Here is a 17,454-nt window from a genome sequence, read left to right on the forward strand (position 1 = left end):
AGGGCAGTTGTTTTATTGCAGTGGCAGCGAAACAGGACTGACAGGCAGGGCGATCCCCAGTTTTGCCAGCATCGCCCTGAATGCATCCAGCGTATATTCGGCGCTTTCGGTAGCAATGGCGATGGTGGTGCCGCTACCCTGCGTCCCCGCGCCTATGGTCTGCACGATCGCCTCGGCCGGATCCAGGAACCGGCAGGACGGACGGCTGGCCTCAAAATAAGAACGGAGCCACGGCAGGTGCGTGCTCGACAGGGTGAGCACGTCGATATCCGGATGGTTGCGAAAAACCGCGCCGAGGAAATCATCGACCTTTTGCCGGGTCGCGGCGGGATTGAACAGAAAGTCGCCATTCTCCACAAGGTCGACCATGGGCGAGGCATCGATCAGAGCGACGCCATCGGGATCACCGGTATGCCTGCCGACGAACTGCCGCAACTGCGGGCTTCCGGTCATCGACTGCACGCCCATGATGCCGACCTTGCCGGTTTGCGTCGTCGCAAGGGCTTCCGCCAGCGGCGGCACAACCCCAAAGAGGGGCACGTTCACCATGGATTTCAGGTCATCCATCACGGTTATCGACGGCACGTTCGACGCGACGACGATGGCCGAGGGCTCATGCGCCATCAAGAACCGCATCGTCCGGTCCATGACGGACAGCAACTCGCTGCGCGGTTTTCTCCCATAGGGAAAGCTGGCGCGATCGGCGAAATAGAGGATATCCTGCCTGGGAAGCCGCTGCCGGAGCAGATCGACAATGGCATAGCTGCCGATCCCCGCATCAAAGACAGAAATCGGGCTGACGAGCGTCACATCAGGCTTCTTCGCCGAACTTATCGGCAATGAGTGCCCCGAGGGCCATCATCACATCGCTGGCCTGCCGGCCTGAAGCGCTGACCTTGATGCAGCAGCCCGGCGAGGCGGCGAGCATCATCAACCCCATGATGGAAGTTCCACCCACGATCATGCCGTCTTTCTCGACGCGCACATGGGCGTCGTAACCATCGACAAGCTGGACGAACTTGGCGGAAGCGCGCGCATGCAGCCCGCGTCGGTTGATGATCTCGAAAGATGCAACCAGCGCATTGTCCGGATCAAACGTGCCGGTCGTTTCTCCTGTCAGGCGCATGCGTGTTCAACCTCTATTTGGCTGTCAGCACCTGACTGGCCACATTGATGTATTTGCGTCCGGCATCCTGCCCCTCGCGCAGCGACGCCGCCATATCATTGGTGACGCGTACACTCGACAGCTTGATCAGCATGGGCAGATTGACGCCAGCGATAACCTCGATCCGTCCTGATTCCATCACCGAAATGGCCAGATTGGAAGGAGTACCGCCAAACATATCTGTCAAAATGATGACGCCATTGCCGCTATCGGCCCGCGCCACCGCATCGACAATGTCGCGCCTGCGTTGCTCCATATCGTCATCGGCACCGATTGAGACGGTTTCCAAATATTCCTGCTGACCGACCACATGCTCAACAGCATGATGAAATTCCTCGGCCAGTCTTCCGTGCGTCACAAGCACGAGTCCGATCATTCTGAAACTGCTCCTGTTGCGCCAGCCCATTGGGTTTAGGCTTTTTTCTGCGCATTGAATGCCCCACTTGGCAGGTGTCGCATTTTGGCAGGACGAATCGCGAAGGCAAGCGGAAAAATGACTTGTGCGTGACTGTCAGTCATTTTATCGCAGGTCGTCAGTGCAACTTATTGAGTTACAACAATTATTTTTTCCATACCTGCTGAAACAGCCTGGCTTCGATGGCCCGGCAGGCCGCATCTATCTCCGATTTTGGCAGAATTAGATGCCCGATTGCGACGCCTTGCAGATGCGTTGCCGCATCTTCGCCAAACCGAACCGATTGGTTCGGTTCGACCAGATCAACCAGGAGATGGAGAATGGCACTTTCCTCGAAATCCGCCCGATGCAATCCAGAGCCGCGCACTTCCAATCCACCCCGCAAAATGCCGGGAGCCGTGCAGAGCAGACGCCCCGACTTAACCCGCACGGCGCATTGATCATCGCTGACCAGGGCGGCAAACATACCTCTGTAAGAAGCGCGGTCCATCAGCGCCCGCACGATGGAGGATTTTCCCGAACCGGAGGCGCCACGGATGAGGACGCCATGCTCGCCCACAAGCACGGCACTCCCGTGGATCAATTCGCCTTCATCGTCCCGCATCAGATCTCGGCCGGGAGAATCGCGGTGAAGCGGGCACCGAGATAGTTGTCGGGATCATTGGGATCGATAATGTTCTCCGCGTTCAAGGTGCCACCATGCGCCTCAATGATCTGGCGACTGATGGAGAGTCCAAGGCCGGAGTTCTGGCCGAAAGCTTCGCCTGACGGGCGATCCGTGTAGAAACGCTCGAAAATTCGGTCGATCTGTTCGACGCGAATGCCCGGACCATTGTCTTCAACCAGAATGCGCACCCGGTCGCCCATATGCTGCAGCGAGACCGTGATAATGCCATGCTCTTCCGGCACGAACGAACGTGCATTCTCGATGAGATTGGAAACGACCTGGCCGAGACGCAGATCATGGCCAACCACGAAGAAGCCCTTCTTGTTGGACGGCAGCTTGCCGACGACAAATTCGATCTGTGTATCCTTCTTGTTGCGCCGTACTTCGCGCGCAGCGGTCACGAGATTGCCCAGCAGGAACTTGAGATCGACATGTTCGGAATCTTCGCGTGCCAGCTCCGCATCGAGACGTGACGCATCGGAAATATCCGTGATCAAGCGATCCAGCCGACGCACATCGTGCTGGATCACATCCATCAGGCGCTTGCGCGAATCATCATTCCTGGCCAGCGGCAGCGTCTCCACGGCGCTTCGCAATGATGTCAGCGGGTTTTTCAATTCGTGGCTGACATCGGCGGCAAAGCTCTCGATCGATTCGATGCGGGCATAGAGCGCATTGGTCATGTCGCGGATGGAGGTGGAGAGATGGCCGATTTCGTCCTGGCGCTCGGAAAAATCCGGAATTTCCTCACGATTTTTCACGCCGTGACGCACGCGGTCCGCCGCCGCCGCAAGACGGCGCAGCGGATTGGCAATGGTCGATGCCAGAAACAATGAGAGAATGGCCATAACCAGCGCGGCAACGGTAAACACCCGGATAATGGCATAACGTTCGCCCTGCACGATCTTGTCGATATCGCCGCCTTCCGTGGAAAGCAGAAGCACCCCAAGAACAGCGCGGAAACGCTGGATCGGGACCGCAACCGAAACAATCTGCTCGCCCTTTTCCGTCATGCGCACGAAGGTGGCGGGCTGTCCGGTCAAGGCTTTCACAATTTCAGGAAAGGAAGCGCCATTGCCGCCGGGTTGTTCCTGATAGATCGGCAAATCGCTCCGGCGCAGCAGCCGGGTCATCCGGTTGGTCAACCGCTCGAGAAAACTGGGCTCATCGCCATCGATCGGCGGCAATTCGTATCGTAACACCTGCCCGCGGGAGTAGAGATGGCGTGAATCCAGCAAAAGATTCGAATCGCGGTCATAAATGCGTGCACGGGTGCGGGTTGGCTGGATCAGCTGGCGCAGGACAGGGGCCACGCGCTCGGGATTGATGGGAAAATCGAGATTATCCAGCACATCGGGCGACGGCGTTATGCTCTGTCCAGCCTGCAATTCCAGCAATTTTTCAGGGTCGACGGTGATGGAATTCGTATCGACCGTCGCTTCCGACGCGATGGCCGCCGCGATGATCTCGCCCTGCGTCATCAGGCTTTCAACGCGGGCATCGATCAGCCCGTCACGGAACTGATTGAGATACATGATGCCGGACAAAAGCACGGCAAGACCCGCAAGGTTGAGAAAGAGAATGCGGCGGGTCAGGCTGGAAAACAGATAATTGCCGAAGAGCCGATTGAGCGGCTGCAGCAACCGCCTCAAGGCGAGCGAACGCTTCCGGCGCATGACGGCGCTCTTGCGCGTAACATTGCTGCCTTGGAGTCCGGCTACCATTTCTGCCTCAGAGTATCGTAAATTGGGCTGTCTCATCGCACTCAAAATGCGCTGAGACAATCTTATTGTACTGCGGATCACGCATGGTTGACATTCCTACGCGTGATCGCCCGCCCATTTACACGCAAACAACAGGAACAATCAGAATCAAGTTTCGCGGAAGCGATACCCGACACCATAGAGTGTTTCGATCATATCGAAGTCGTCGTCGACAACCTTGAACTTCTTGCGCAGGCGCTTGATGTGGCTGTCGATGGTCCGGTCATCCACATAGACCTGTTCGTCATAGGCTGCATCCATCAGCGCATCACGGCTTTTAACGACGCCCGGACGCTGCGCCAGGGAATGCAGGATAAGGAACTCGGTGACCGTCAGGGTCACCGGCTCGCCCATCCAGGTGCAGGTATGCCGTTCCTGGTCCATGACAAGCTGACCGCGCTCCAGCGACTTGGCCTGAGGGCTGCCAGGCTTTGCCACACCTTCGCGCGCAGCGACACGGCGCAGCACCGCCTTGACGCGCTCGACCAGAAGCCGCTGCGAGAACGGCTTTGTAATGAAATCATCGGCGCCCATCTTGAGGCCGAACAGCTCGTCAATCTCGTCATCCTTGGATGTCAGGAAGATCACCGGCAAATCGGATTTCTGGCGCAGGCGACGCAGGAGTTCCATACCGTCCATCCGCGGCATCTTGATATCGAAAATGGCCAGATTGGGCGGACGTGCCATCAACCCATCGAGTGCAGACGCGCCATCGGTGTAGGTCTCGACGCGGTAACCTTCCGATTCAAGCGCAATCGATACGGACGTCAGAATGTTGCGATCGTCATCAACGAGCGCAATGGTCTGCATTGCGGGTACTTCCCTCATGCCCTGCTTTTCCTTGTTTAAAAGGTTAAATCCGACCGTGCTTGTGCCGGACAAATTGGGTACAAAATGTGGCACAGATCAAAACTCGTGTCACCCTTTGTGATTTCCGCATGACGGCCGCAGGCAATTGTGCGCTTTGGATGCATTTGGTTTCTGGCCCTTGGCGATCAATTGCCATGACAGTGCTGTTCGTCGTAAACATTCCACCCGCTCGACTTCAAAGGAGGTGCGCATGGACCGATTCACCGGTGGTTGCCTGTGCGGCAACGTTCGGTTTGTAGCGTCGGGGCTCCCATACCGGGTTGGCCTTTGTCACTGTCTCGACTGCCGCAAACATCATGGAGCCCTTTTTCATGCGTCAGCGATTTTCCCCCGGGATGCGGTGACGATCGACGGTGAAACGCGCGACTACGCCGGGCGGTTTTTCTGTCCTCGCTGCGGCTCGTCCATATTTGCGTGCACCGCAGACGAAATCGAAGTGAACCTCGGCTCACTGGATGCCCCCGACCAACTGAAGCCTACCTATGAACTCTGGACCGTCCGTCGCGAGTCCTGGTTGCCGCCATTTCCGCTTGCGAAACGATACGACCGCGATCGTGACACAGCGAGCCGTTTCGAGGAATAGGTCGCACGACCGGTGCGCGGACGAAACCAGCGGCAGCGCTGCCCTGTGGATTTTGTCGCTTTAAAACGATTTAAAAGAAATTTAAATTCTTTAAATCGATTAAACATTTGATACTGCTCATTTTTTCTGCTTTTGACCAGATGTAACCGCATTCATGCTGGAAGATGCATGAGGCGGCACATCTGAATTTGACCCCTGAACCTTCTTAAACAACGGCGGACACATGACTAGAGAGACCGGTATCCATAACGCGGCGATCGCGCTCGGCACCTCAGGCTTGAAGGAGCTTTCGGCGGTCTATTATAATTTCGGGGCCGCTGAGCTCTATGAGGAGACATTGCGGCGCGGCGAAGCGCAGCTGACAGCACAGGGAGCGCTGGTCGCAAGAACAGGCCAGCACACCGGCCGCTCGCCGAAGGACAAGTTTGTCGTGCGTGATGCATCGACAGAAAATCACGTCTGGTGGGACAACAACGCCCCGATGACCCCGGAAGCTTTCGCCCTGCTCTATGCGGATTTTGCCGAGCATGCCAAAGGCAAGGAAGTGTTCGTCCAGGACCTCATCGGCGGTGCGGACACTGATTACAGCCTGAACACCCGCGTTATCACTGAATTCGCCTGGCATTCGCTGTTCATCCGCAATCTTCTGATCCGGCCGGATCGCGATGCGCTGGCAAGTTTCGTGCCCAAGATGACGATTATCGACCTGCCGTCGTTCCGCGCCGACCCCAAGCGGCATGGAACACGCACGGAGACAGTCATTGCCGTCGACCTGACGCGGATGATCGTTCTCATCGGCGGTTCGGCCTATGCCGGCGAAATGAAGAAATCGGTTTTCACCGCGTTGAACTATCTCCTGCCTGCAAAGGGCGTCATGCCCATGCACTGCTCTGCCAATGAAGGTCCGGCTGGTGATACAGCGGTCTTTTTCGGTCTTTCCGGCACCGGCAAAACAACACTTTCGGCTGATCCGTCGCGGACATTGATCGGCGATGACGAACACGGCTGGGGCGAGCACGGCGTTTTCAACTTCGAGGGAGGCTGCTACGCCAAGACAATCCGCCTTTCGGCCGAAGCCGAACCGGAAATCTACGCAACGACGCAGCGTTTCGGTACGGTGCTCGAAAATGTCGTGCTTGATGAAAACCGGGTTCCGGATTTCAACGATGGCTCCCTGACTGAAAACACCCGCTGCGCCTATCCTCTGGATTTCATTCCGAATGCATCCAAGACCGGCAAGGCAAGCCATCCGAAGAACATCATTATGCTGACGGCGGATGCTTTCGGCGTCATGCCGCCCATTGCCAAGCTGACCCCGGCACAGGCCATGTACCACTTCCTGTCCGGCTACACGGCAAAGGTCGCCGGCACGGAACGCGGCGTGACGGAACCGGAAGCCACCTTCTCGACCTGCTTCGGTGCGCCGTTCATGCCGCGCCACCCCTCCGAATATGGCAATCTGCTGCGTCAGCTCATCGCCGAACATGGGGTAGACTGCTGGCTGGTGAACACCGGATGGACCGGCGGCGCCTATGGCACAGGCAAGCGCATGCCCATCAAGGCAACCCGCGCACTTCTGACCGCAGCGCTCGACGGTTCGCTCAAAGGCGCCGAGTTCCGCACCGATCCGAACTTCGGTTTTGCCGTGCCTGTGGCTGTTCCAGGCGTGGACGAGGCCATTCTCGATCCGCGCTCGACCTGGGCAGACAAGCAGGCCTATGACTTGCAGGCTAAGAAACTGGTTGACATGTTCGTCGTCAATTTCGGCAAATTTGAAAGCCACGTCGATAGCGATATCCGCGCTGCGGCGCCGCACACGCCGGTTGCTGCCGAATAATCCAACGCCGATTGCGCGATCGAGGCCTCGCTGTTTACCAGCGGGGCCTTTTGCCTTTCCATGCCTGGAAAGAACCTTTCCGCCCGGAAAAGATTAGGGTACCAATCCCCTATGGACGAGAACCGCAACCAAATCAAAATCACCAACCGGATCTTCATTCATGAGGATGATCTGGAGGAGAGTTTTATTCGTTCGGCGGGTCCCGGCGGCCAGAACGTCAACAAGGTCTCAACCGCCGTGCAGCTGCGTTTTTTTGCGGCACGGGCTGGATTGCCCGAGGATGTACTGGCGCGGCTCTTGAAACTGGCCGGGCAGAGAGCCACCAAGGACGGCGATGTGCTTATCGAGGCCAGCCGCTTTCGCACGCAGGAGCGCAACCGGGAAGATGCGCGCGAGCGCATGGTCGCATTGATCGCCAAAGCGGCAGAACCGCCACCGCCGCCACGCAAGAAAACCAGGCCGACAAAAGGATCCGTCGAGCGCCGTCTCAAAGTAAAAGCAGGACGATCCGATGTGAAAAAGATGCGCGGTCGGGTCAAAGGAGATTAGGGTCAGGAACAGAACGTGAGCGACTGTCGTTATTCTTTGCTTTTCAAGATCGATGGGGAATGTAACAACGCTATTCGTCGGTTTGAACAATCAACAAGGAGAGCCAGACATGGGACTATTCGATTTTGTTAAATCAGTCGGCAAGAAAGTCGGCATCGGCAATGACGAGCCACAGGCGGGCGATTTGAAGAAAGAGCTCGATTCGCACAATCTTGGAACGGACAAAGTTGACGTCGTCATCGAAGGTGACAAGGCTATCCTCAAGGGCAGCGTTACCAACCAGGAAATTCTTGAGAAGGCCATCATTGCCGTTGGCAATTCGCTGGGCATTTCCAAAGTCGACACGGGTGCGTTGACCGTTGACAACACAACCACCGGTTCTGTGGCCAAGGATCCCGTCTTCTACACGGTCAAGAGCGGCGACAATTTGTGGAAGATCGCGGAAGCGGTCTATGGCAAAGGCAAGGGCGTGAAGAACACTGCGATCTTCGAAGCCAACAAACCCATGCTGACCAGCCCGGACAAGATTTATCCCGGCCAGGTTCTGCGTATCCCGTCCATCGACTGATCGCGCCGGTTTCATGCAAAGACCCGGCTTGTCCATAAGTCCGGGTCTTTGCCTCCCTCCCGTCAGGTAATGTCATGCTCCAGCTTGCGCCCGGCATTCGCTACTTCCCGGACTATCTCGACCTGACCGAACAGGCGGCCCTTGTGGACGAAATCAGGTCCATCGTTGCCGAGGCCCCGCTTTATATTCCCGCCATGCCGAAAACCGGCAAGGAAATGAGCGTGCGGATGACCAATTGCGGCGCGCTCGGTTGGGTAACGGACAAGGAACGGGGTTACCGCTATCAGGCCGTTCACCCTGTCACGCAAAAGCCTTGGCCCGCCATTCCATCACGCCTGTTGACCCTCTGGGAGAGGGTCGGAAACTACCCGCTGGCTCCGGAAGCCTGTCTCGTGAATTTTTACGCCGAAACGGCGAAGATGGGATTGCATCAGGACCGAGATGAGCAGAATTTCTCCGCCCCCGTTGTCTCCATATCCCTTGGAGACAGCTGCCTCTTCCGCTTCGGCGGCGTGCAACGCAGCGAGAAGACCCAATCCATCCGCTTGAAAAGCGGCGATGTCATCGTGCTGGGAGATGAAGGCCGGCTGGCCTTCCACGGTGTTGACCGGATCTATCCCGGCACGTCGACGCTGCTGAAAGCCCCGGGCCGGATCAACCTGACATTGCGGCGGGTCACAGCTTCCTGAGCGCCACTTCCTCGATGAGGTGATTGCCACCCTTGCGCAAGATCAGGTCAGCGCGCGGCCGGGTTGGCAGGATGTTTTCCTTCAGGTTCTTCAGATTGATGCTGGTCCAAAGGTTTTCGGCAATGGCGAGAGCCGAATCATCCGAGATCGTGGAATAGCGATGGAAGAAGGAGCTGGGATCCTTGAACGCGGTTTCGCGCAACCGCATGAAACGGTTGATGTACCATTTGTGGATCTGGTTTTCGTCCGCGTCGATATAGATCGAGAAGTCGAAGAAATCCGAAACGAACGGCACCATCTTGCCGTCTTCCGGCAGGTCGCGGACCTGCAGCACATTGATACCTTCGAAAATCAGGATGTCGGGAGCATCAACGGTTTGGTATTTACCCTGCAGCACATCATAGGTCAGATGTGAGTAGAGCGGCGCATTGACATTGCGCTGACCGGCCTTGATCTGCGACAGAAAGCGCAAAAGCATGCCGACATCATAGCTCTCGGGAAAACCCTTGCGCTCCATCAGGCCCTTTGAGCGCAAAACCTCGTTCGGGTAGAGAAACCCGTCCGTTGTCACCAGATCGACCTTGGGGCTCGAGGGCCAGCGGGCAAGCAGTTCCTTCAGAATGCGGGCCGTCGTCGATTTTCCCACGGCAACGGATCCGGCAATGCCGATGATGAACGGCGTCTTGAAAGCGTCGCCGGTGTTGAGGAACTGCCGCCGCTGATAGAACAGCAGCTGGCTTGCCTCCACGTGGGCCGACAAAAGCCGCGACAGCGAGAGGTAAATCCGGTTCACCTCGTCAAGATCGATGGGGTCGCCGAGCGACCGCAGGCGCTTGACCTCGTCATAGGTCAGCGTCATCGGTGTGTCGGCACGAAACTCCGCCCAGCGCTCCGCGCTGAAAAACCGGTAGGGTGAAAATTCGCTGGGTGCCAACTGATCCATGACGTCCCCATCCCTTTGCCGTTCAAACGCCTGTGATTTAAACATGGATGCGCTCAACCATGTCCACGGGCGGCTTTTTCTTCAAGTCCGGTCTGTGCCGTACGCCGTTCGAGCTCCGCCAGGACGTCATCAAGCCTGACGCCGGAAAGTCCAAGAACAACAAGAAGATGATAGAGCAAATCGGCGCTTTCCGAAACAACACCTTGCGTGTCGCCGGATACGGCGGCGATAACGGTTTCAACCGCCTCTTCGCCCAGCTTCTGGCTCGCCTTCCCGATGCCCTTGGCATAGAGGCTGGCGGTATAGGACTTGGTATCCGATGACGCCGCGCGTTGCGCAACGACCCGTTCCAGATCCGCAAGAGTGAAGCTTGTCATCACGCAACTCCGGTGAATGGGCGAATGGGGTCAAGCCGCATCGGGATGCCGGCCGCGGCCATATGGGCTTTCGCCTCGCCAATCGTGTAGGTACCAAAATGGAAGATGGATGCGGCGAGCACGGCGGTGGCATGGCCTTCGAGAATGCCTTCGACCATGTGGTCGAGATTGCCGACACCTCCCGACGCGATTACGGGCACGCGCACCGCATCGGCGACAGCCCGGGTCACCGGAATGTCGTAGCCGATCTTGGAACCATCGCGATCCATCGATGTCAGAAGGATTTCGCCGGCACCGAGATCGACCACCTTGCGGGCAAACTCAATCGCGTCGATGCCTGTTGCCTGCCGGCCGCCATGGGTGAAAATCTCCCAGCGATCGGTCTCACCCGGCTTCGATACTTTTTTGGCATCAATTGCCACGACAATGCACTGGTTGCCGAACTTGTCCGCAGCCTCGGCGATGAATTCAGGGTTCTTCACCGCTGCGGTATTGATCGAGACCTTGTCCGCGCCGGCAAGCAGCAGCTTGCGGATGTCGGCAACCGTGCGCACACCGCCACCGACGGTCAGCGGCATGAAGCACTGTTCGGCCGTGCGCGCGACAACGTCAAAGATGGTTTCGCGGTTGTCGGACGAGGCCGTGATGTCGAGGAAGCAAAGCTCATCGGCACCGGCGGCGTCATAGGCCCTGGCCGCTTCGACGGGATCGCCGGCATCGATGAGATCGACAAAGTTCACGCCTTTGACGACACGTCCGTCCTTCACGTCGAGACAGGGAATAACACGGGCTTTGAGGGTCATGCGGCGCGCTCCCTGGCTTCCCGCAACACCGCCAGGGCCTTATGCGGATCGATGCGCCCATCATAAAGCGCCCGGCCGGAAATGGCCCCTTCCAGCTTGCGGGCATCCGGCATGGTCATGCGAACGATATCGGCGATGGAAGCAAGACCGCCTGACGCAATCACCGGTATCGACACCGCTTCGGCTAGTTGCAGCGTTGATTCCCAGTTTATTCCAGCCAGGACACCATCGCGGTCAATATCGGTGTAGATGATTGCCGCGACCCCTGCCCCTTCGAATTTCCGTGCCAACTCGACAACACCCAGGGCGGAGGCTTCGGCCCAGCCCTCAACAGCCACCTTGCCGCCCTTGGCATCGATACCAACGGCCACCTTTCCGGGAAACCTCTTGCACGCTTCGATCACGAGCGCCGGGTCGCGCACCGCGACCGTCCCGAGAATGACACGGGAAAGCCCCTTGGCCAGCCAGTTTTCGATGTGGTCCAGGGTGCGGATGCCGCCGCCGAGCTGAACGGGATTTTTCGTTGCCTTGAGAATGGCTTCAACGGCCGCACCATTGACGGACTGGCCGGCGAAAGCGCCATTCAGATCAACCACGTGCAGCCAGTCAAATCCTTGATCTTCAAAGGATTTTGCCTGTGCGGCCGGATCTTCGTTGTAAACGGTCGCCTGCTCCATATCACCGAGCTTCAGCCGCACGCACTGGCCATCTTTCAGATCAATCGCGGGAAACAAAATCATGGCTGCCACCTCAGAAAATTGGCGATGAGAGCAAGCCCAAGAGCCTGGCTCTTTTCCGGATGAAACTGCGTGCCAGCCATATTGTCATTGGCAACGGCGGCCGTTACAGGCCCGCCGTAATCGGTCACTGCCAGTACATCATTCTCGATTTCAGCGTCGAGAAAATAGGAATGCACGAAATAGGCATGCAGCCCATCCGAGCCGGTCTTGATTCCGTCAAACAGCGGGTGCGGCCTGGTGAGCCGAAGGGTGTTCCAGCCGATCTGCGGAATTTTCAGCGTAGGATCGGACGGGACCATTTCGCGGACATCGCCCTTGATCCAGTCGAAACCGGTAGAGACGGTCTTTTCCAGGCCGCGCGACGACATGAGCTGCATGCCGACGCAAATGCCGAGAAACGGTCGTGCCTTCTCCACCGCAACCTCATGGATCGCTTCAGGCATGCCCGGCACCGCATGCAGCCCGCGGCGGCAATCCGCATAGGCGCCAACCCCCGGTAAGACAATGCGATCGGCGGTACGGACCCGTTCGGCGTCGGCGGTCAAATCGATGGTGGCGGCGATGCCGCTTTCCCGCGCCGCCCGCTCAAACGCTTTCGTGGCAGAGCGGAGATTGCCCGACCCGTAATCTATGATGGCAACACGCATGATCAACGATCTCCCCGGTAGCCGACAAGCCCAAGCATGCCACCGACAACCGGCTTTCCCGGCGCGAGGGCGGGTGAAGACACAGCTAGATCGATTGCCGGCAGAACCGGCTCAGGGTCTGCCGCGAACGCCTCTCCATGGAAATAGGCCGCCTCGGCATCGGCAGCAGAGCGCGCATCGATGATCGCTGCCTGATCAAAACCGCGCTGTTCAAGGGCCCTTATCCGCCAATTGTTGGCTTCGAATGCCACCAGCAGGGCAAGCAGCGCTGCGACGATTTCCGCCAGGCTGCCGTGCCCCGTATAGGAACCGACAATGGAGATGGCTGCAACAGCCGCAAACACCAGCGCAGCTTCGAACCACAGGCGATTGAACAACAGCCAGGGGACCGGTAGAAAGAAAGCAACTATCGAAAAACCATCCCGGATGAAGACGGTCTTGTCATCTTGCCGCTGGTTGTCCTGCAACGGCGGTACCAAAGCAATGTAACTGGTCATATCCCAGCCCTTCTTCTCAGCCGTTCAACGAACCCTTGGTTGAAGGGATGACGCCCTTCTGGCGCGGGTCCGCCTCAATAGCCGTGCGCAGGGTGCGCGCGACCGCCTTGAAACAGGTTTCGGCGATATGGTGGTTGTTGGCACCATAGAGATTGGACACATGCAATGTGATACCCGCGTTCTGCGCCAGCGCCTGGAAAAATTCGCGCACCAGCTCCGTATCGAATGTGCCGATCTTCGGAGCGGAAAACTGCACCTGCCAGACCAGGAAAGGGCGGCCGGAGACGTCCAATGTCGCGCGCGTCAGTGTTTCGTCCATGGCAAGGTCGAGCGAAGCATAGCGATTGATACCGCGCCGGTCGCCAAGCGCCCTGGCAATCGCCTGGCCGATGGCAATGCCGGTATCTTCAACCGTGTGGTGATCATCGATATGCAGATCGCCCTTGGCCTTGATGTCCATGTCGATCAGCGAATGGCGGGACAGCTGTTCCAGCATATGGTCGAAAAAACCCACTCCGGTGGAAATGTCAAACGAGCCCGTTCCATCCAGATCGACCGAAACGGCAATACTGGTTTCCTTGGTGGTCCGCTCTACTTTCGCAGTCCGCATGCTGGCACTGGTCATCCCTGTTTCCCGTCGTCTGGGTTTCGCAAAAACGGCATTAATGCTGGCCTTCTAGATCAGGATTGACGAATCTCCAAATGCTTTGATGGCGCAGGTTCAACTCCAGATTTGCAATTCCAGAGCGGCATCATACATAAGTTGCACAGAAGGGGTTCGATCTGCTGCCATTTGGGGCATAGTCGGACCTGCTTGAAGGAGAATCGAATGCAAGAACACAACCCCTCCACCATGTATGGCACCACGATCGTCACGGTCCGCAAGGGCGGCAAAGTGGTCATCGCAGGCGACGGCCAGGTCAGCCTTGGCAATACGGTCATGAAAGGCAATGCGCGCAAAGTGCGCCGTATCGGCAAAGGCAATGTTATTGCCGGATTTGCCGGCGCCACTGCCGATGCCTTCACCCTGCTCGAACGGCTTGAAAGCAAGCTGGAACAGTATCCCGACCAGCTGATGCGCGCCTGCGTCGAGCTTGCCAAGGACTGGCGCACCGATCGTTATCTGCGCCGCCTCGAAGCGATGATGCTGGTGGCCGACAAATCCATCACGCTTGCGCTGACCGGCAATGGCGACGTGCTTGAGCCGGAACACGGTATCATGGCCATCGGCTCGGGCGGCAACTATGCCCTGGCAGCCGCGCGTGCGCTTGTCGACACCGACAAGACCGCGGAAGAGATTGCCCGTAAGGCCATGGAGATAGCTGCGGATATCTGCATCTTCACCAATACGAGTGTAACGCTCGAGACGATCGATGCCGAGTGAGCCATCCTACCGCTTCAGGCCGTTGGAGCCGGCCGATCTGGATCTGATTTCAGGTTGGCTGGCTGAGCCGCACGTGGCGCAATGGTGGGGCGATGATCCCAAGGAAGAGTTCAACGCCATTGCGGCGCATATGGACAGCATATCCGTCGAGCCGTTCATCATCATGCTGGATGAACGGCCCATCGGCTACCTGCAAACCTATGATCCGCATTTGGAAGATGATCATCCCTATCAGGATCAGCCAACAGGCACGCTGGGCCTTGACCAGTTCATCGGAGAACCGGATCTGCTCAATGCAGGACATGGGTCGCGCCTGATCGACGAGTTTGTTTCCCTGCTCTTCGAAGAAGGTGTGCCGCGCGTGATCCTCGATCCGGACCCGGCCAATGCGCGCGCGATCAAAGCCTATACGAAGGCGGGTTTTATCCCTTTCGATACCCGCACATCCATTTACGGCCCTGCCCTGATGATGGCACGGGACAATCCAGATGAAATGAGACCATGATGACAACCTTTTCTCCCCGCGAAATCGTCTCTGAACTCGACCGGTTCATTATCGGCCAGAAGGACGCAAAACGTGCCGTCGCCATTGCCCTGCGCAACCGCTGGCGCCGCCAGCAGCTTGAAGGGCAGATGCGCGAAGAAGTCATGCCCAAGAACATTCTGATGATCGGACCCACCGGCGTCGGCAAGACGGAAATCTCCCGTCGCCTCGCCCGTCTGGCCGGGGCGCCGTTCATTAAGGTGGAAGCCACCAAATTCACCGAGGTCGGTTATGTCGGCCGCGACGTTGAACAGATCATCCGCGATCTGGTTGAGGTTGCCATTGGCCTCGTTCGCGAAAAGAAGCGCGAAGATGTCAAGGCGAAAGCCCACCTCAATGCGGAAGAACGTGTTCTCGATGCCCTCGTCGGCAAGACGGCCAGCCCGGCAACCCGGGATTCGTTCCGCAAGAAACTGCGCGATGGTCTGATCGATGACAAGGAAATCGAAGTCGAAGTGGCTGACACCGCTTCGGGCATGCCCAATTTCGAACTGCCGGGCATGCCAGGCGCCAATATCGGCGTGCTCAATTTGAGCGACATGCTGGGCAAGGCCATGGGCGGACGCACCAAGACCATCAAGACAACGGTCAAGGAATCCTACGGCGTTCTGATCAATGACGAGTCCGACAAGCTGCTTGATCAGGATCAGATCACGCAGGAAGCACTGCGTTCGGCGGAAAATGACGGCATCGTCTTCCTCGACGAGATCGACAAGATCGCCGCCCGTGATGGCGGCATGGGTGCCGGCGTGTCGCGCGAAGGCGTGCAGCGCGATCTGCTGCCGCTCGTCGAAGGCACAACCGTTGCAACAAAATACGGTCCGATCAAAACCGACCATATCTTGTTCATCGCATCCGGCGCCTTCCACGTGTCCAAGCCATCCGACCTTCTGCCGGAATTGCAGGGCCGCCTGCCGATCCGCGTGGAACTGAGCGCCCTGACACGCGATGACATGCGCCGGATCCTCACCGAGCCGGAAGCCAGTCTGCTCAAGCAGTACATCGCCCTTCTGGCAACGGAAGAGGTGAAGCTTGATATCACCGACGATGCGATCGACGCACTGGCCGATATCGCCGTTGATCTCAATTCAACGGTCGAGAACATCGGCGCACGCCGCCTGCAGACGGTCATGGAGCGCGTGCTCGACGACATCTCGTTCAACGCCCCTGATAAGGCTGGCGCCGAATATACCATCGACGCCAAGTATGTACGTGAAACGGTCGGCGATCTCGCCAAGAACAGCGACCTGTCGCGGTTCATCCTCTGACCGTGTGACAGATAAGCATCGCTCCGGGCTTATTTACCGATGCCCCCTCGACTTCCGAGGGGGCATTTTTTATTTTCGCGCACCTCCGGCTGGAACCTGTTAAGGGAGGTTGTGCTTAAGCATCTCCCCGGGCGGGCCACCGTTCATCTGACTTGATCGAAATTCTGGGCTGACAATGAAACGACATCTGATCCTTTTCGCGACCACCTGCCTTCTTTCACTGTCCGCCGCCCTTCACCCAGCCTCGGCGGTAACCGTCGTGCCTGAAGGCAATCGCAATGCGACCCAGCCCAATATTCCCGTCGCCTCGATCAAGCGGACGGGCGAGCTGAATACAACGCATGAAGCGAAGTATCAGAAAATCTACAACCTGCTGAAATCGGACCCGAAGCTGCGTTCGAAGATATCGAGCGTTGCCAGGACCTATGGCATCGATCCGGTTCATATCGTTGGCGCCCTTGTCGGCGAACACACCTATAATGTCGATGCTTACGACCGTCTCCAGACCTACTACGTCAAGGCTATTTCCTATGTAAAGCAAGGGCTTAGCTTTGATTATCAGGGTGAAAGCATTGGCGACTTCATCAAGCGCCCGCAATTTTCCTCCTGCGCGCAGTACAAGGACAGCCTGCGTCTGTGGACCTGCCGCGAAGGTGTGTGGGAAGCGGACTTCCGTGGCAAGACGGTGGGCGGCAAACGCTTTCCCGACAACCGGTTCGCTGCGGTGTTCTTCCAGCCCTTCTATGCCGGCCAGACCTTTGGCCTTGGCCAGCTTAGCCCATTGACGGCACTGCAGATGACGGACATGGTCAATCGCTATTCGGGTTTGCCGAAGCTGGATGCGGACCGTGCCACGGATGTCTACAAGACAATCATGGACCCGGACTTCACCCTTCCCTACATGGCGGCGACCATCAGGGAATCCATCGATGTCTACCGGCGGGTGGCGGATTTCGATATTTCAAAAAATCCGGGAATCACCGCGACGCTCTACAATACGGGCGGCGCTGATGCGCGCGCGCGGGCTCTGGCCAAGACCAATGCAGGCCGTGCCGCGGCGGGACAGCCGCCGCAACTTCCCGAAGAAAACTACTATGGCTGGCTCGTCAACAACAAGCTCGATCAGTTGAAAGCCCTGTTTTAAG

The 17,454-nt window shown here is 57.7% G+C and carries 22 protein-coding genes; 9 read left to right on the plus strand and 13 right to left on the minus strand.

What is annotated here, in order from left to right; translation table 11 throughout:
• Nucleotides 1-12 precede the first annotated feature (12 nt).
• From ACP7B1_RS00840 to ACP7B1_RS00865, 6 genes are all read right to left on the minus strand, one after another.
• The gene (locus tag ACP7B1_RS00840; protein ID WP_346306559.1) at nt 13-840 is read right to left on the minus strand and encodes an aspartate/glutamate racemase family protein; all 828 of its coding nucleotides are present in this window, start codon (nt 838-840) and stop codon (nt 13-15) included.
• Nucleotides 812-1,126, minus strand: a complete 315-nt coding sequence (locus tag ACP7B1_RS00845; RefSeq protein ID WP_346306558.1) for an HPr family phosphocarrier protein — start codon at nt 1,124-1,126, stop codon at nt 812-814. The genes ACP7B1_RS00840 and ACP7B1_RS00845 overlap by 29 nt, the downstream gene beginning before the upstream one ends.
• A gap of 13 nt (nt 1,127-1,139) precedes the next feature.
• On the minus strand, nt 1,140-1,541 hold the full coding sequence (locus tag ACP7B1_RS00850) for a PTS sugar transporter subunit IIA (protein WP_091879322.1): 402 nt from the start codon (nt 1,539-1,541) through the stop codon (nt 1,140-1,142).
• A gap of 184 nt (nt 1,542-1,725) precedes the next feature.
• Nucleotides 1,726-2,184 (minus strand): HPr kinase/phosphorylase, encoded by a 459-nt coding sequence (locus ACP7B1_RS00855; protein ID WP_346306557.1) that lies wholly within the window; start codon nt 2,182-2,184, stop codon nt 1,726-1,728.
• Complete coding sequence (locus ACP7B1_RS00860) at nt 2,184-3,971, minus strand: sensor histidine kinase (protein WP_346306556.1); 1,788 nt, start codon at nt 3,969-3,971, stop codon at nt 2,184-2,186. The genes ACP7B1_RS00855 and ACP7B1_RS00860 overlap by 1 nt, the downstream gene beginning before the upstream one ends.
• A gap of 147 nt (nt 3,972-4,118) precedes the next feature.
• Nucleotides 4,119-4,838 carry a response regulator transcription factor gene (locus tag ACP7B1_RS00865; RefSeq protein ID WP_288191879.1) on the minus strand — a complete coding sequence of 240 codons (720 nt, stop codon included), beginning with the start codon at nt 4,836-4,838 and terminating at the stop codon, nt 4,119-4,121.
• Nucleotides 4,839-5,070: 232 nt separating this feature from the next.
• Here ACP7B1_RS00865 and ACP7B1_RS00870 point away from each other — a divergent pair, with 232 nt between their 5' ends.
• From ACP7B1_RS00870 to ACP7B1_RS00890, 5 genes are all read left to right on the plus strand, one after another.
• The gene (locus tag ACP7B1_RS00870) at nt 5,071-5,463 is read left to right on the plus strand and encodes a GFA family protein (RefSeq protein WP_223613969.1); all 393 of its coding nucleotides are present in this window, start codon (nt 5,071-5,073) and stop codon (nt 5,461-5,463) included.
• A 223-nt stretch (nt 5,464-5,686) separates the two neighbouring features.
• Nucleotides 5,687-7,300: a phosphoenolpyruvate carboxykinase gene (locus ACP7B1_RS00875; RefSeq protein ID WP_288191881.1), complete on the plus strand. Its 1,614-nt coding sequence runs from the start codon at nt 5,687-5,689 to the stop codon at nt 7,298-7,300.
• Nucleotides 7,301-7,411: 111 nt separating this feature from the next.
• Entirely contained in the window at nt 7,412-7,849 is a 438-nt protein-coding gene (gene arfB / locus ACP7B1_RS00880; RefSeq protein WP_426136262.1) for an alternative ribosome rescue aminoacyl-tRNA hydrolase ArfB, read from the plus strand.
• Between the two features lie 109 nt (nt 7,850-7,958).
• Nucleotides 7,959-8,417, plus strand: coding sequence for a peptidoglycan-binding protein LysM (lysM, locus tag ACP7B1_RS00885; protein WP_346305553.1), 459 nt, complete (start codon nt 7,959-7,961; stop codon nt 8,415-8,417).
• A gap of 74 nt (nt 8,418-8,491) precedes the next feature.
• Entirely contained in the window at nt 8,492-9,106 is a 615-nt protein-coding gene (locus ACP7B1_RS00890) for an alpha-ketoglutarate-dependent dioxygenase AlkB family protein (protein ID WP_223613965.1), read from the plus strand.
• Here ACP7B1_RS00890 and coaA read toward each other — a convergent pair.
• Genes coaA through hisB form a run of 7 tightly spaced genes read right to left on the minus strand, consistent with a single transcriptional unit; the run spans nt 9,093 to nt 13,738 of the window.
• On the minus strand, nt 9,093-10,049 hold the full coding sequence (coaA, locus tag ACP7B1_RS00895) for a type I pantothenate kinase (protein ID WP_105734125.1): 957 nt from the start codon (nt 10,047-10,049) through the stop codon (nt 9,093-9,095). The two genes, ACP7B1_RS00890 and coaA, sit on opposite strands and share 14 nt — an antisense overlap.
• Before the next feature lie 53 nt (nt 10,050-10,102).
• Nucleotides 10,103-10,426 carry a phosphoribosyl-ATP diphosphatase gene (locus ACP7B1_RS00900; RefSeq protein ID WP_346305554.1) on the minus strand — a complete coding sequence of 108 codons (324 nt, stop codon included), beginning with the start codon at nt 10,424-10,426 and terminating at the stop codon, nt 10,103-10,105.
• Nucleotides 10,426-11,229 carry an imidazole glycerol phosphate synthase subunit HisF gene (hisF, locus tag ACP7B1_RS00905; protein ID WP_346305555.1) on the minus strand — a complete coding sequence of 268 codons (804 nt, stop codon included), beginning with the start codon at nt 11,227-11,229 and terminating at the stop codon, nt 10,426-10,428. The genes ACP7B1_RS00900 and hisF overlap by 1 nt, the downstream gene beginning before the upstream one ends.
• A complete protein-coding gene (gene hisA / locus ACP7B1_RS00910; protein ID WP_346305556.1) occupies nt 11,226-11,969 on the minus strand; it encodes a 1-(5-phosphoribosyl)-5-[(5-phosphoribosylamino)methylideneamino]imidazole-4-carboxamide isomerase in 744 nt (247 codons plus the stop codon). Before hisA ends, hisF begins: the two co-directional genes overlap by 4 nt.
• Entirely contained in the window at nt 11,966-12,616 is a 651-nt protein-coding gene (hisH, locus tag ACP7B1_RS00915; RefSeq protein ID WP_346305557.1) for an imidazole glycerol phosphate synthase subunit HisH, read from the minus strand. Before hisH ends, hisA begins: the two co-directional genes overlap by 4 nt.
• Nucleotides 12,617-12,618: 2 nt before the next feature.
• Nucleotides 12,619-13,113 (minus strand): DUF2628 domain-containing protein, encoded by a 495-nt coding sequence (locus ACP7B1_RS00920; RefSeq protein ID WP_346305558.1) that lies wholly within the window; start codon nt 13,111-13,113, stop codon nt 12,619-12,621.
• A 16-nt stretch (nt 13,114-13,129) separates the two neighbouring features.
• The gene (hisB, locus tag ACP7B1_RS00925) at nt 13,130-13,738 is read right to left on the minus strand and encodes an imidazoleglycerol-phosphate dehydratase HisB (protein WP_346305559.1); all 609 of its coding nucleotides are present in this window, start codon (nt 13,736-13,738) and stop codon (nt 13,130-13,132) included.
• A gap of 204 nt (nt 13,739-13,942) precedes the next feature.
• On the opposite strand from hisB, the gene hslV reads away from it, so the two are divergent.
• The 4 genes from hslV to ACP7B1_RS00945 all read left to right on the plus strand — a co-directional run bounded on the left by hslV (nt 13,943) and on the right by ACP7B1_RS00945 (nt 17,453).
• Nucleotides 13,943-14,497: an ATP-dependent protease subunit HslV gene (gene hslV / locus ACP7B1_RS00930; protein WP_105734132.1), complete on the plus strand. Its 555-nt coding sequence runs from the start codon at nt 13,943-13,945 to the stop codon at nt 14,495-14,497.
• The gene (locus ACP7B1_RS00935; RefSeq protein ID WP_346305560.1) at nt 14,487-15,002 is read left to right on the plus strand and encodes a GNAT family N-acetyltransferase; all 516 of its coding nucleotides are present in this window, start codon (nt 14,487-14,489) and stop codon (nt 15,000-15,002) included. The genes hslV and ACP7B1_RS00935 overlap by 11 nt, the downstream gene beginning before the upstream one ends.
• Nucleotides 15,002-16,309, plus strand: coding sequence for an ATP-dependent protease ATPase subunit HslU (hslU, locus tag ACP7B1_RS00940; RefSeq protein ID WP_346305561.1), 1,308 nt, complete (start codon nt 15,002-15,004; stop codon nt 16,307-16,309). Before ACP7B1_RS00935 ends, hslU begins: the two co-directional genes overlap by 1 nt.
• Nucleotides 16,310-16,484: 175 nt before the next feature.
• Nucleotides 16,485-17,453, plus strand: coding sequence for a DUF1402 family protein (locus ACP7B1_RS00945; RefSeq protein WP_346305562.1), 969 nt, complete (start codon nt 16,485-16,487; stop codon nt 17,451-17,453).
• The last annotated feature ends 1 nt before the right edge of the window (nt 17,454 follow it).

It is taken from the genome of Phyllobacterium sp. SL163, from assembly GCF_049896885.1.
In the GTDB taxonomy this organism is placed as follows: Bacteria; Pseudomonadota; Alphaproteobacteria; order Rhizobiales; family Rhizobiaceae; genus Phyllobacterium; species Phyllobacterium calauticae.

Excerpts from the sequence above, each read along its gene's own strand:
- ACP7B1_RS00845 (WP_346306558.1), bottom strand. The coding sequence starts at position 1,126 with ATGCGCCTGACAGGAGAAACGACCGGCACGTTTGATCCGGACAATGCG.
- ACP7B1_RS00850 (WP_091879322.1), bottom strand. The coding sequence starts at position 1,541 with ATGATCGGACTCGTGCTTGTGACGCACGGAAGACTGGCCGAGGAATTT.
- ACP7B1_RS00855 (WP_346306557.1), bottom strand. The coding sequence starts at position 2,184 with ATGCGGGACGATGAAGGCGAATTGATCCACGGGAGTGCCGTGCTTGTG.
- ACP7B1_RS00860 (WP_346306556.1), bottom strand. The coding sequence starts at position 3,971 with ATGGTAGCCGGACTCCAAGGCAGCAATGTTACGCGCAAGAGCGCCGTC.
- ACP7B1_RS00865 (WP_288191879.1), bottom strand. The coding sequence starts at position 4,838 with ATGAGGGAAGTACCCGCAATGCAGACCATTGCGCTCGTTGATGACGAT.
- ACP7B1_RS00870 (WP_223613969.1), top strand. The coding sequence starts at position 5,071 with ATGGACCGATTCACCGGTGGTTGCCTGTGCGGCAACGTTCGGTTTGTA.
- ACP7B1_RS00875 (WP_288191881.1), top strand. The coding sequence starts at position 5,687 with ATGACTAGAGAGACCGGTATCCATAACGCGGCGATCGCGCTCGGCACC.
- arfB (WP_426136262.1), top strand. The coding sequence starts at position 7,412 with ATGGACGAGAACCGCAACCAAATCAAAATCACCAACCGGATCTTCATT.
- lysM (WP_346305553.1), top strand. The coding sequence starts at position 7,959 with ATGGGACTATTCGATTTTGTTAAATCAGTCGGCAAGAAAGTCGGCATC.
- ACP7B1_RS00890 (WP_223613965.1), top strand. The coding sequence starts at position 8,492 with ATGCTCCAGCTTGCGCCCGGCATTCGCTACTTCCCGGACTATCTCGAC.
- coaA (WP_105734125.1), bottom strand. The coding sequence starts at position 10,049 with ATGGATCAGTTGGCACCCAGCGAATTTTCACCCTACCGGTTTTTCAGC.
- ACP7B1_RS00900 (WP_346305554.1), bottom strand. The coding sequence starts at position 10,426 with ATGACAAGCTTCACTCTTGCGGATCTGGAACGGGTCGTTGCGCAACGC.
- hisF (WP_346305555.1), bottom strand. The coding sequence starts at position 11,229 with ATGACCCTCAAAGCCCGTGTTATTCCCTGTCTCGACGTGAAGGACGGA.
- hisA (WP_346305556.1), bottom strand. The coding sequence starts at position 11,969 with ATGATTTTGTTTCCCGCGATTGATCTGAAAGATGGCCAGTGCGTGCGG.
- hisH (WP_346305557.1), bottom strand. The coding sequence starts at position 12,616 with ATGCGTGTTGCCATCATAGATTACGGGTCGGGCAATCTCCGCTCTGCC.
- ACP7B1_RS00920 (WP_346305558.1), bottom strand. The coding sequence starts at position 13,113 with ATGACCAGTTACATTGCTTTGGTACCGCCGTTGCAGGACAACCAGCGG.
- hisB (WP_346305559.1), bottom strand. The coding sequence starts at position 13,738 with ATGACCAGTGCCAGCATGCGGACTGCGAAAGTAGAGCGGACCACCAAG.
- hslV (WP_105734132.1), top strand. The coding sequence starts at position 13,943 with ATGCAAGAACACAACCCCTCCACCATGTATGGCACCACGATCGTCACG.
- ACP7B1_RS00935 (WP_346305560.1), top strand. The coding sequence starts at position 14,487 with ATGCCGAGTGAGCCATCCTACCGCTTCAGGCCGTTGGAGCCGGCCGAT.
- hslU (WP_346305561.1), top strand. The coding sequence starts at position 15,002 with ATGACAACCTTTTCTCCCCGCGAAATCGTCTCTGAACTCGACCGGTTC.
- ACP7B1_RS00945 (WP_346305562.1), top strand. The coding sequence starts at position 16,485 with ATGAAACGACATCTGATCCTTTTCGCGACCACCTGCCTTCTTTCACTG.